Origin of the sequence: Nocardioides humilatus (assembly GCF_008373755.1) — a bacterium.
GTDB lineage: Bacteria > Actinomycetota > Actinomycetes > Propionibacteriales > Nocardioidaceae > Nocardioides > Nocardioides humilatus.
The window spans coordinates 96199-108100 of the sequence record NZ_VUJV01000004.1 but is presented as its reverse complement, the minus strand read 5'-3'; the positions used below and the strand labels follow the sequence as shown (position 1 = coordinate 108100).

The window sequence follows — 11902 nt, the reverse complement described above, 5'->3', positions numbered from 1 at the left end:
CCGCGGTCCAGAGGTCGGAGCACACGGGGCGGACTACACCGCGAGGTGGGTGACCTCCGCCTCGATCTTGCGTCGCGGCAGGGCCTCGACCACGACCATCGCGGTCAGCACCATCAGCCCGCCGAAGAGCATCCGGCCGGTCACGGACTCGCCGCCCAGCAGGACGGCGAAGAACGCCGCGAAGACGGGCTCCATGCTCATGATGATCGCGCTCCGCGTGGGCGGGAGGTGGGCCTGGGCCCACGTCTGCGCGAGCATCGCGGCCGCTCCGGCGACCAGCGCCATGTAGACGAGCGAGACCCAGTCGGCGCCGCGGTCGGGCAGGACGACGCCCGCCTCGCCCGAGACGAGCGCCGCGACCAGGCAGATGCCGGCGATGACCAGCACCTGGAGGATCGACATCCCCAGCGCGTCGGCCGGGGTCGACCAGGCGCCCAGCCCGACGATGTGGAAGGCGTAGAGGATCGCCGCGACCAGCGTGATCGCCTCGCCGTAGCCGATGGAGAAACCGTCGAGGGTGAGCACACCGAGTCCGGCGGTCGCCAGCACGACGGCTGCCCACGTCATCGCGGTGATCCGCGTGCGGAGGAGGGCGGCGGCGATGACGGGGGTGGCGACGACGTACAGCCCGGTGATGAAGCCGCTCACGCTCGCCGGGGTGTGGGCGAGGCCTGCTGTCTGCAGGATCTGGGCGACGCCGTAGACGCTGCCGAGGAGGACGGCGCGGCGTCGCGTGGTGGGGGAGAGCCGGCCGATCGCGCGAGGAGCGACGAGGAGCATGGCGGCGCCTGCGATGAGGAAGCGCACCGCCAAGAAGTCGACCGTCGGCACCCGGTCGAGCAGGTCCTTGATGAGAAAAAAGGTGCTGCCCCAGCCCGCCGTCATGGCCAGCAGGGCGCCCGCCGCCAACAAGGAGGTACGGCGACTCGCCTGCGTCACCGCCTGAGTCATCGCCGGGTCATCGCCGGGTCATACGACGTAGACGATGATCGTGCTGCCCCTCGGGGCCATCGTGCCGGCAGGCGGGTCGGTCGAGTAGGCGCGGTCGCCGGTGAAGTAGATCGCGGCGTGCCTGATCTCGACCTCGAACCCGAGGTCCTCGAGCTCGTCGACGGCTTGGTCGGTCGGCTCGTAGAAGACCCGCGGGACCTCGATCAGCTCCGGACCGTCGGAGACGACGAAGGTGACCGGGTCACCCTTGAAGAGCGAGCCGCCGGTCGGGTCCTGGCTGATGACGTCGCCCTCGTCGACCGTGTCGCTGTACTCGTGGTCCGACACGGTGACCACCAGGCCACGACGCTCGAGCACCTGCTTCGCGCGGTCGAAGCTGTGGCCGACCCAGTCGCCCACGGGCAGCGGCTTGCGGCCCTTGCTCACCGTGAGCTTGACCACCGCGTTGACGGGGAGGTTCTTGGCCTTCTTCGTGCCGAACTCCGGGTCGGTGCCGATGACCTGGCCCTTCGGCACGTGCTCGGACCACCGCTCGCGCACGTTGTCGCTGGCGATCAGCTTGACCTCGGCCAAGAGGTCCTTGGCCTCCGCAACGGTCTTGCCGCGCAGGTTGGGCAGGTCGTGGACCTCCTCGCCGAGCGACAGGGTCACGGTGACCGTGTCGCCGGGGAGGATCCGCTCGCCGGGGCCGGGGTCGCTCGAGACGACGTCGCCCTCGTCGACACTCGTCGAGTAGACCGCGTCGGCGTAGTCGACCTCGAGCCCGGCGTCGTCGATCTTGGCCTCGGCCTGCGACTGGGAGAGTCCCTCGACGCTCGGCGTCGTCGTGTAGCGCGCCCAGCCGTACCAGTAGGCGCCGCCGCTGATCGCCCCGACGAGGAGAGCGACGAGCACGAGCAGCACGATCGTGCGCTTACGGCGCGGCGGCCGCGGCGCTTGGGCGACCGGGGTGGCCGGACGCGGCGCTGACGGAGGGGTGCGACGCGGAGGCGGCAACTGCTCGAGCACGGTGGTGCCCTCGGGCATCACCGGCACGGGCGGGTGGGGCTCCTTGATGACGGACTGGTCCCAGAGCTCGGCCAGTGGCTCGGGCATGGTGTCGGTCTCGACCCCGGCGCGGGCCGGGGCGGGCATCAGGTCGGCGTAGAGCTCGGGGTCCTCCCGCACGCCGTCGTGGAGCGCGTGGGTCACCCGGTGGGCGTGGTGGAGGAGCACGGATGCGTCGGCGGGCCGCAGCGTGCGGTCGCGGGTCGTCGCCCGGGCCACGAGCGCATCGACGTAGGCCGGGATGCCCGTCACCTCGTCGGACGGCGCCGGGACGTCCTCGTGGACGTGCTTGTAGGCGACCTGGATCGGGGTGTCGCCCTGGTGCGGCTTGTGGCCCGTGAGCAGCTCGTAGAGGATCACGCCGACCGCGTAGACGTCGGCGCGCGCGTCGGCCTTGCCGTCGACGACCAGCTCGGGCGCGAGGTAGGAGACGGTGCCGATCAGGACCCCACCGGTCGCGGTGTGCTGGGTCTCGGCGCTGACCGCCCGTGCGAGGCCGAAGTCGGCGACCTTGACCCGACCGTCGTCGGCGATGAGCACGTTTTCGGGCTTCACGTCGCGGTGGATGAGGCCGGCTCGGTGGGCGGCTGCGAGCGCGGACATCACCGGGTCGAGGAGCGCCAGGGCCCGCTCGGGCGACATCGGCGCTTCCTTGGCGATGGTGTCGCGCAGGGTGTGGCCCGGCACGAGCTCCATCGCGAGGAACACCGTGCCGGTCTCCTCGCCCTGGTCGTAGACCGCGACGACGTTGGGGTGCGACAGGCGCGCCGCCGCCCTCGCCTCGCGCACGAAGCGGGCCGCGAACTCCTCGTCGCCCGACGTCGAGTCACCGAGGCCGGCGTGCATGATCTTGATGGCGACCGCGCGGTCGAGCCGGATGTCGTGGGCCTCGTAGACCGAGGCCATGCCGCCGCGCGCGATCCGCGCGCCGATCCGATAACGACCGTCGAGCAGCCGCCCGATCTGGGGGTCGTTGTCAGGGGTGCCAGCGTCGCGCGGTCGCCGACCGCGGTCGTGGGTGTCCTCGTGCACAGCGACCCTCCTGTGCAGTCTGTGCAGCTCCGGTCGGGGAAGTGACCGGAGGGCCAGGATACGGGGGACCCTGAGTGCGCCCCCGCAACCACGCCGCAGTGTGATCATCGGCGCGTCGGGTGGAAGGATGGGGCCCATGAGTGACCCCGCACCTCGGCTGGCCGACCTCGACCTGGCGACGCTCGTCGACGAATGGCTCGACTGGGACAGCGCCGCCGCCCGTATCGGTGTGACGCCGGCGAAGGTCCGCACCATGGTGCGCGAGCACCACCTCGCAGCGGCCGTGCCCGTGCTCGGTGGCGGGCCGAAGATCCCGGCGCTCTTCATCGACGACGAGGGATTGCCGGTCAAGGGACTGCCCGGTCTGCTGGTCTCGCTCCACGACCAGGGCTTCGACGACCGTGAGTGCATCGCCTGGATCTTCCTCGACGCCGACCTCCCCGGTCGCCCGATCGATGCCTTGCACGAGAACCGCGGCTCTGAGGTCAAGCGCCGCGCCCAGGCGCTCGGCTTCTAGGCGCATCGGTGGCTTCCGGGGGCCGACGGGGAGGCGGAGTCGGCGCCGCCGTACTGGTCGGGGTGCTGGCGCTCGCCGGTTGGTGGGTACAGAGCACGACAGGTGACCCCGAACTGCCCGCATCGCAGCCCTCGTCGAGCGCCTCCGCCCCCGCCGGGATGCCCGAGCGCGACGACGTCAGCGGCCTTGCCTACGTCGATCTGGCCGGCCTCCCGCCCGAGGCGACGGCTGTCGTGGACCTCATCGACGCGGGCGGTCCTTTCCCTTACGACAAGGACGGCAGCACATTCGGCAACTACGAGGGGTTGCTTCCGGACCATGAAGACGGCTATTACCGGGAGTACACGGTGGAGACACCGGGGTCCTCTGACCGCGGTGCCCGTCGGATCGTCGGCGGCTCTCAGGGTGAGCTCTACTGGACAGAGGACCACTACGAGTCGTTCGAGGTGATCTGGAGATGAAGCAGGGAGCGAGTGAACAAGTTGGTGGCACGCAGTGAGCGGCCTGGCGGCCGTCCTGGCGGGCCGGCACGACGCCGGCGTCCACCACTGGCACAACGCCCTTCACGTCCCTGACGTCCAGCACGCGGTCGAGCACGCGGGCTGGACGTTCGGCTATGTGGACGGGGTGGCGTTGGAGGACAAGAAGGAGATCCTGGGCGCGATCGGCGCCGCGCTCTCCTTCCCTGACCACTACGGCGGCAACTTCGACGCGCTGCGCGACTGCCTGCGCGACCGTGAGAATCCGACCGTGCTCCTCTGGGACGGCTGGGGCAGCCTGGCTCGAGCCGACGCGCACACCTTCGAGAAGGTCTGCAAGGTGCTCGGCCACCGCGACAACGGCGAGGCCATGCTCGAGGTGCTGCTGCGCGGTCCCGGTCCCGACACCGGGATCGAGTCGCTCGACTAGAGCACGCGACGGGTCGCGGCAGCAGCGAGACCTTCGAGCACGGCGCACGCGTGCTCGTCGAAACCGATCGCGGTGCGGGCCGCAGCGAGCGCCTCGACCGCGCCCTTCGCGAGGTCGTCGATCATCGTCTCGACCTGGGCGTGCGCGCCGGACCGGTCGATGATGCCGCGCAGCTCGGCGACCTCGTCGGCCGACAGGGGAGTGCCGAGCGCGGCGTCGAGCCGAGCAGCCTCCGCTGCGGGCGCGTTGTCCAGGGCGAGCGCGACCAGCACGGTGCGCTTGCCCTCGACCAGGTCGTCGCCCGCCGGCTTGCCGGTCGTCGCCGGGTCGCCGAAGACCCCGAGCAGGTCGTCGCGCAGCTGGAAGGCCTCGCCGAGCGGCAGGCCGAAGCCGGACAGTGCCTGCAGCGCCTCAGCCCCGGCGCCGGCGAGGGCGGCGCCGACATGCAGGGGTCGCTCGATGGAGTACTTGGCCGACTTGTAGCGCAGCACCGTCATGGCCGCGGCCACATCCGCGCTGCCACGTGCCTGCACCGACACGTCGAGGAACTGGCCGGCGATCACCTCGGACCGGCACAGATCGAGTACGTCGAGCGCCGGCCCGGTGCGCTCCCAAGGGAGCCCGCAGCGGCGGAGCAGCTCGTCGGACCAGGACAGCAGCAGGTCACCGAGGAGGATCGCTGCCGCGGCGCCGTACTGGTCGGAGTTGCCGGGCCAGGCCTGCTGCTGGTGGAGGGCGGCGAAGCCCCGGTGGGTCGCGGGTCGGCCGCGGCGGGTGTCGGAGGCGTCCATCAGGTCGTCGTGGACCAGGGCGCTGGCATGGAGCAGCTCGAGGGAGGCCGCGGCGCGGAGGATCGCTGCGTCGTCGTACGTCTCCCGCGCGGCAGCGCGAAAGCCCCAGTAGCAGAAGGCGGCGCGGAAACGCTTGCCCCCGCTCACCGACGCCCGACCTTCCGCGATCAGCCGTGTGGCGTCGTCACCCAACGGGGCGAGGCGCTCGGCCTGCTCGTCGACGAAGGCGTCGATCGTTGCCTGGAGGTCGGTTCGGAACCGCTCCTGGTCAGCTTGGTCCCACGCCTGCCCGGTCACGGACCGACCCTAGGACACCGACCGGTGCCACCTAGACTGCGCCCATGACAACAGGTCGCGGCCGCTCGCTCGGGGAGATCATCCGCCAGGGTGAGCGCTCCTTCTCCTTCGAGTTCTTCCCGCCCAAGGACGACGCCGGCGAGACGCAGCTGTGGGACGCCATCCGCGCGCTCGAGCCCTACAACCCGACCTTCGTCTCGGTGACCTACGGCGCGGGCGGCAGCACGCGCGACAAGACCGTCGCCATCACCGGACGCATCGCCCGTGAGACCTCGATGGTGCCGATGGCGCACCTGACCTGCGTCGGCCACACCCGCGATGAGCTCGAGGGCATCCTCGACCTCTACATCGCCGAGGGCGTCTACCACGTGCTGGCTCTGCGCGGCGACCCGCAGGAGGGCCCGCGCGCCGACTGGACCCCGACCGAGGGCGGCCTCAACTACGCGCTCGACCTGGTCGAGCTGGCGCGCTCGCGCGGCGACTTCCGGGTCGGCGTCGCGGCCTTCCCCGAGGGCCACCCGGGCGCCGACTCCCTCGACGTCGACGCCGACCGGCTGGTCGCCAAGGCCAACGCCGGCGCGGAGTTTGCGGTCACCCAGATGTTCTTCCGTGCCTCCGACTACTTCGATCTCGTCGACCGGGTGCGGGAGCGCGGCGTCGACATGCCGATCCTCCCGGGCATCATGCCGATCCTGAACCTCAGCGCGATCCGCCGTCAGGGCGAGCTCATCGGCACCTCGGTGCCCGACGAGATCGTCGAGCGCATCACCGCCGCCGGACCCGAGCCGGAGAAGGTCCGCGCCGAGGGCATCAAGATCGCGGCCGAGCTGTGCGAGGACCTGCTCGACGGCGGCGCCCCCGGCCTGCACTTCTACACGCTCAACCGCTCGAAGGCGACGCTCGAGATCTTCGAGGCCCTCCGCATCACGGTCTGACTCAGGCCGTCTGACTCAGGCCGGACCGATCAGCTGGGCGACCAGCGCGGCCGACTGGGCGACGAACGGCACGCCCGAGCCCGGAGCGGCGTGGGCGCCGGCGGCGTAGACCCCGCTGATCGGCGTGGTCGGGCCGAGCCGGTAGCGGACCGTGCCGCGCCCCTGCCACAGCACTCCGCAGGGCGAGCCGTGCCACTGCTCGACCAGCTCGCGGGGGGAGAGGTCGACCCTGGCGACGACCTGCTCCCGAACGTCGATCTTGTGGCGGGCGAGGGCGTCGAGGATGTCCTCGGCGAGCTTGCCGCGTCCGTGGAGCGTCCAGGCGGTGCCGCCCTCCGGAGCGGTGCCACCGGTGCGGATCACGATCATGGGGTCGGCGTGCAGGACGACCTCAGCGGGAAGGTCGGGCACCTCGCCGACGAGCCCGAGGTGCGCGACGACCGGCGGGATCGCGGGCATCGTGCGCTCGACGACGCGAGCAAGGGCCGGGAGGCGGCGCGGGTCGATCGCGACGACGACGGCGTCGACGTCGATGTCTCCGTTGTCGATGGACACAGCGGCCACCTTGCCGTCGCGCACCACCAGGTCACGGGTGACGGTGCCGGTCAGCACGGTGACGCCGCGGGTCTCGAGGCGCTCGGCAAGGAGGTCGACGAGCCGGCCCATCCCACCGGGGATGCGCCAGGCGCCGAAGCACTGCTCGAGGTACGTCGTCACGCCCACCCAGGCGGGCACGTTGCGGAGGTCGTGTCCCTCGGCGACCGCGCGATAGCCGGCGACCAAACCCAGACGGTCGTCGCGGAAGTCGCGGCGCAGCCGCTTGTGGAGCGTCTCGCGGGTGCTGAACAGGGAGTCGAGGTCCTTCGGCAGGTCCTGCTGATCCCAGGGCGCCTCGACGTAGCTGCGGCGCAGCACGTCCCACACCGGCGCGTAGGTGTCGACGTGGCGGACCCAGGCCTCACCCGTGCCGGCACCGAGCTCGTCGAACGCCTCGATCTGGGCGGCGCGGGATCCGCCGGGGACCCGCACCGACGAACGGTCCTCGAAGCGGTGCTCGCTGATGATCTCGAGCGGCTCGAGCTCGCCGCCGATCTCGGCCTCGAGCGGGCGGCCGGACTTGCGGAAGAGGTCACGCAGGGCCGCGGGGACGAGGGTCGAGGACGCCGACCCGTCCCAGGTGTAGCCGCCCTCGCTGACGGCGCCGAGGGCGCCGCCGAGGGTCGCCGAGGCCTCGACCAGCACGACCTGGTGCCCGTTCTTTGCGAGCCGGGCGGCGGAGGCGAGTCCGCCGAGCCCGCCGCCGATGACGACGATCCTCATGCGTGGGTCCTGTCTTCGGTTGCTGGGGTCACTCGACGTCGATCGGGGCGGCGCCGGTGAGGCGCAGGAGCTCGTCGTAGGTCGTGGAGAAGACGGCCGCGGGGTGGCCGGCAGCGGCCCACACGACCTCGTAGCGCTGCAGCCACGAGTCGAGGTAGGTCGGCACCGGTGCAGGGTGGCCGATCGGGGAGACCCCGCCGATGACCTGCCCGGTGTGCTCGCGCACGAACTCGGGGCTGGCGCGCTTGAGCTTGTCGACGCCGACGCCCGCCGCAGTCTTCTGGGTGTCGACCCGATGGGCCCCCGAAGTGAGGATCAGGACCGGCGCGCCGCCCGCGTCGAAGAGCAGGCTGTTGGCGATCGCGCCCACCTCGCACCCCAGTGCTTCGGCTGCGAGTGCGGCCGTGTGGACGGCATCGGGCAGAATGACGATCTCGCCAGCGCCACCGCGTCGCGCGTGCTCGGCGCGGAACCGGCTGATCGAGGGATGGTCGGCCGACATGGGTGTGACCTTAAGGCACTGGCGCGCAGCGTCCGGCCTGAGGATCGGGGAGTCGAGGAGGATGGATGGGCAAGCGGCCTGCTTCGGTCGACTTCGCGTCGTGGTTGCTGTGGTTCGAGGTGATCGTCGGGTTCGTCGTCTCGATCCTGGTCGTCGTCTTCCGTGACGACCTGCAGGAGGCCTGGTCTCCTGGTCGGTCCGGCGACAGCACGGTGCAACCTCTGGACTTCGTGCCCGTCATCCTCGTGCTCTACGGCGTCATCGCGGTCACCGCGCTGACGCTCATCCCGATGCTGCGGGGCGGCCAGAACTGGGCGCGCCACGCTTTGGCCCTGCTGTCGATCGGGATCGTGCTCGCCGGCCTCGCGACCGTGCGCACGATGCCGCCGCCTCTCTTCCGCGGATTCATCATCGCCGCGGCGGTGGTCAGCGCCGTCACGCTCGTCTTCCTGTGGCACCCCGACAGCCGTCGGCACTGCCGCGCGCCGGTCGACGACTGACCCGAACTTCTGGCCTTGACCATGTGTCGGGGGACCGGTGTACCTTGGTCTTGTTCGAACAGATGTTCGAACAAGACCTGGACCGAGGAGCCCCGATGGCCGAGCAGCACCTGCGTCTCCACCCCGACCACCTGCCGGCCACGACGCATTCCTACCTGATGCGTGCGGCGCAATCCCTGAGCGAGGCGGTGGCCGCGCGCGACATCGCGGAGCGCTACGCCTGCGCTCACGTGGCGGCGCTCCGTGCCGCAGCCGCGCTCCTCGCAGCCCGAGCCAGGCCGGCGCCGGCGCGACGTCGCGCTCAGAAGAACGCCTGGGTGTTGCTCACCGAGGTGGCGCCCGAGCTCGGCGAGTGGGCTTCGTTCTTCGCGGCCGGAGCCGCCAAGCGCGCAGCCGCCGAGTCGGGCTCGACCCGAGCGGTGACCGAGCGCGAGGCCGACGACCTCGTCCGCGACGCCGACCGGTTCCTCGCGGTCATCGAACACGCCCTCGGTCTCACTCCGCACCTTCCGCTCGGCAAGCAGCTCGCCGGGCGCGCCGCAGGCTGAGCCGTCCCGGCCGGAGCACTAGTGTCTGGGGCATGGTCTCCCGAGAGCGGCCCGACCCGCGTCCGGGCTCGGTGCGCACCGCCGTCGTGTGGGACGCGCTCGGCCCTGTCCTCTCCGGCGAGCCGTGCGACGTCGTCGACATCGGTGGCGGCACGGGCGGTTTCGCCGTACGCGTTGCTCAGGCGGGGCACCGCGTCGCCGTCGTGGATCCCAGTCCCGATGCCCTTGCCGCGCTGTCCCGTCGGGCGCGCGAGATCGGCGTCGAGGTCGCCGGCCACCAAGGTGACGTGTCCGGCCTGCTCGATGTCGTCGGTCCGGAGAGCGCCGACCTGGTCCTCTGCCACGGTCTGCTCGAGGTCGTCGACGCGGCCGCGGCGCTCGCCACCATCCGCAAGGTCCTCCGGCCCGGAGGCACCGTCAGCATCCTGGTCGCGCAACGGCACGCTGCCGTCGTCGCGCGAGCGATGGCCGGTCACCTCAGCCAGGCGCTCGCGCTGCTCGAGGGTGACGAGCAGTCCGAACGTGGTGCTCGGGCGGGCCGACCGCCCCGCCGGTTCACCGCCGCGGAGATCAGTGACCTGGTCGAGCAGGCCGGTTTCGCCGTGTCGGCGGTGCACGCGGTGCGGGTCTTCACGGACCTGGTGCCTGGCTCACTCCTGGACCAGGAGGCCGGCGCGGCCTCCGCACTCGCTGAGCTCGAGCGGGCCGTCGCCGAGCGGCCCGAATACCTCCCGCTCGCCACGCAGATCCACCTCCTGGCCACCTGACCGGCCGCCGCGCCGGCCACCGGACCGACGGCCCGCGCGGTGAGTGCGCGGCTGCCGCACCTGCTCCACGTCGACATGGACGCGTTCTACGCGTCGGTGGCGATCCGTGACCGCCCTGAGCTCCAGGACGTGCCGGTCGTCGTCGGTGGCGGCCACCGGGGCGTGGTGCTCTCCGCCAACTACCCGGCCCGCCGCTACGGGATCCGGTCGGGGATGTCGGGCGTCGAGGCGCGCCGGCTCTGTCCGCGACTCGTGGCGGTCGCTCCCGACTTCGACGTGCTGCGGCCGGTGTCGAAGGCGATCATGGAGACCTTCCGCCAGTTCACGCCGGTGGTCGAGGTGATGTCGCTCGACGAGGCGTTCCTCGACGTCCGCGGTGCGACCAAGCTCTTCGGGCCCCCGGTCCTGATCGCCGAACGGATCCGGGCGCGCGTGCGTGCCGAGCACGGCATCACCTGTTCGGTCGGCATCGCCACCGCGATCTCGGTCGCCAAGCTGGCGAGCCGTCGGGCGAAGCCCGACGGCGTCCTCGTGATCGCCCCCGAGCAGTTCGTCGAGATCGTGCACCCGCTCGACGTCGGCGAGCTCTACGGAGTCGGCGAGGCCACCCGGCAGCGGCTGCACCGGCTCGGGCTGATGACGGTGGGTGACGTCGCGCGGATCCCGGTCGCCGAGCTGCGCCGGATGCTGGGAGGCCACCTCGGCGGCCACCTCCACACGCTGGCGTGGGGCGCCGATCGCAGCGAGCTGTCGCCGGGCGGTGCCGGCACCTTCGGCTTCGGCGAGGGCGTTCCCGAGGGGAGCATGGGAGCCCAGCACACTCTCGGCGCCGACACCCGCGACCGCGACGTCTTGGCGCGCGAGCTGCTTCGCCTGTCGTCGCGGGTAGCCGGCCGACTGCGCGCGGCCGGAAAGGTCGGGCGCACGGTCGCGATCACCATCCGTTGGAGCGACTTCCGCACCATCGCGCGGTCCCGCACGCTGCCCGAGCCGACCGATGTGACCAGCGACGTCTACCAAGCCGCGCTGCTGCTGCTCGACGAGGCGTTCCCGCTGCGCTCGGGCGTGCGGCTGGTCGGGGTCAGGGTCGAGGGGCTGCGGCCGCGGCTCGAGCTGGGCAGCCGTCAGCTGGTCATCGGGGAGCGGGACCCGGGTTGGCCCGATGCCGACCGTGCCGTCGACCGCGCCACCGACCGGTTCGGGTCATCGGCCGTCCGCCGTGGAAGTCTCCTCCGATGAGGCTATGACGAAATGTCAGGTCGGCCTACCGGTCACCCCGGTCGCTGCTTACACTGAAGATTCAGACAACCGACGTCACGTCGATGCACGCGTGGAGGATCCAGGTGCCACTCTCCGAGGAGGAGCTGCGACTGCTCGAGCAGATGGAGCGCGCGCTCGTCGAGGAGGACCCGAAGTTCGCCTCGACCTTGCGCGGCACCACGCTCCGGCAGGCTGCGCGTCGTCGCGCCGTGCTCGCGGGTTTCGTCTTCGCCGTCGGCATCGCCGTGCTCATGGGCGGCGCGATCAGCGGCTGGTGGCAGATCGGCATCGTCGGCTTCGTGATCATGCTCGGCTCGGCCACGATCGGCCTCAGCGCACTGCGCGGGCAGACCGCCGGTGGCGCTCCGCGTCCCGACGTGACGACCACCCACCCGTCGGGCTTCGGCGTCATCGACGGCGGCCGGCTCCACAGCCGTCGCTCCCGGCGCACCCGGTCCCACGGCTCCTTCATGGACCGGGTCGAGGCGCGCTGGCGTCGTCGCAAGGACCGCGGCGGCTTCTGAAC

The 11902-nt window shown here is 71.6% G+C and carries 14 protein-coding genes; 9 read left to right on the top strand and 5 right to left on the bottom strand.

The window, feature by feature from the left end; all coding sequences use genetic code 11:
* Nucleotides 1–33: 33 nt before the first annotated feature.
* Together F0U44_RS14985 and pknB are read right to left on the bottom strand one after the other, a co-directional pair.
* Nucleotides 34–951, bottom strand: a complete 918-nt coding sequence (locus F0U44_RS14985; protein WP_149729158.1) for a DMT family transporter — start codon at nt 949–951, stop codon at nt 34–36.
* A gap of 18 nt (nt 952–969) precedes the next feature.
* On the bottom strand, nt 970–3030 hold the full coding sequence (pknB, locus tag F0U44_RS14980) for a Stk1 family PASTA domain-containing Ser/Thr kinase (protein WP_246160501.1): 2061 nt from the start codon (nt 3028–3030) through the stop codon (nt 970–972).
* A gap of 136 nt (nt 3031–3166) precedes the next feature.
* On the opposite strand from pknB, the gene F0U44_RS14975 reads away from it, so the two are divergent.
* Genes F0U44_RS14975 through F0U44_RS23750 form a run of 3 tightly spaced genes read left to right on the top strand, consistent with a single transcriptional unit; the run spans nt 3167 to nt 4456 of the window.
* The gene (locus F0U44_RS14975) at nt 3167–3547 is read left to right on the top strand and encodes an Rv2175c family DNA-binding protein (protein ID WP_149729157.1); all 381 of its coding nucleotides are present in this window, start codon (nt 3167–3169) and stop codon (nt 3545–3547) included.
* An 8-nt stretch (nt 3548–3555) separates the two neighbouring features.
* Nucleotides 3556–4008, top strand: a complete 453-nt coding sequence (locus F0U44_RS14970) for a guanyl-specific ribonuclease (protein ID WP_246160500.1) — start codon at nt 3556–3558, stop codon at nt 4006–4008.
* A 34-nt stretch (nt 4009–4042) separates the two neighbouring features.
* Nucleotides 4043–4456 carry a barstar family protein gene (locus F0U44_RS23750; protein ID WP_149729156.1) on the top strand — a complete coding sequence of 138 codons (414 nt, stop codon included), beginning with the start codon at nt 4043–4045 and terminating at the stop codon, nt 4454–4456.
* Here F0U44_RS23750 and F0U44_RS14960 read toward each other — a convergent pair.
* Nucleotides 4453–5544, bottom strand: coding sequence for a polyprenyl synthetase family protein (locus F0U44_RS14960; protein ID WP_149729155.1), 1092 nt, complete (start codon nt 5542–5544; stop codon nt 4453–4455). The genes F0U44_RS23750 and F0U44_RS14960 overlap by 4 nt on opposite strands.
* Before the next feature lie 44 nt (nt 5545–5588).
* Here F0U44_RS14960 and metF point away from each other — a divergent pair, with 44 nt between their 5' ends.
* Complete coding sequence (metF, locus tag F0U44_RS14955; protein ID WP_149729154.1) at nt 5589–6479, top strand: methylenetetrahydrofolate reductase [NAD(P)H]; 891 nt, start codon at nt 5589–5591, stop codon at nt 6477–6479.
* A gap of 15 nt (nt 6480–6494) precedes the next feature.
* Here the strand turns inward: metF and F0U44_RS14950 are convergent, their stop codons facing one another.
* Nucleotides 6495–7799: a phytoene desaturase family protein gene (locus tag F0U44_RS14950; RefSeq protein ID WP_149729153.1), complete on the bottom strand. Its 1305-nt coding sequence runs from the start codon at nt 7797–7799 to the stop codon at nt 6495–6497.
* A 28-nt stretch (nt 7800–7827) separates the two neighbouring features.
* A complete protein-coding gene (locus F0U44_RS14945; protein WP_149729152.1) occupies nt 7828–8301 on the bottom strand; it encodes a YbaK/EbsC family protein in 474 nt (157 codons plus the stop codon).
* 65 nt (nt 8302–8366) lie between these two features.
* Between F0U44_RS14945 and F0U44_RS14940 the strand changes: the two genes are divergently transcribed.
* From F0U44_RS14940 to F0U44_RS14920, 5 genes are all read left to right on the top strand, one after another.
* On the top strand, nt 8367–8801 hold the full coding sequence (locus F0U44_RS14940) for a hypothetical protein (protein ID WP_149729151.1): 435 nt from the start codon (nt 8367–8369) through the stop codon (nt 8799–8801).
* Between the two features lie 95 nt (nt 8802–8896).
* The gene (locus F0U44_RS14935; RefSeq protein ID WP_149729150.1) at nt 8897–9349 is read left to right on the top strand and encodes an SAV_6107 family HEPN domain-containing protein; all 453 of its coding nucleotides are present in this window, start codon (nt 8897–8899) and stop codon (nt 9347–9349) included.
* A gap of 32 nt (nt 9350–9381) precedes the next feature.
* On the top strand, nt 9382–10116 hold the full coding sequence (locus F0U44_RS14930) for a methyltransferase domain-containing protein (RefSeq protein WP_149729149.1): 735 nt from the start codon (nt 9382–9384) through the stop codon (nt 10114–10116).
* A gap of 39 nt (nt 10117–10155) precedes the next feature.
* Nucleotides 10156–11355: a DNA polymerase IV gene (gene dinB / locus F0U44_RS14925; RefSeq protein WP_246160499.1), complete on the top strand. Its 1200-nt coding sequence runs from the start codon at nt 10156–10158 to the stop codon at nt 11353–11355.
* A gap of 104 nt (nt 11356–11459) precedes the next feature.
* A complete protein-coding gene (locus tag F0U44_RS14920; protein WP_149729148.1) occupies nt 11460–11900 on the top strand; it encodes an SCO2097 family morphological protein in 441 nt (146 codons plus the stop codon).
* Nucleotides 11901–11902 lie beyond the last annotated feature (2 nt).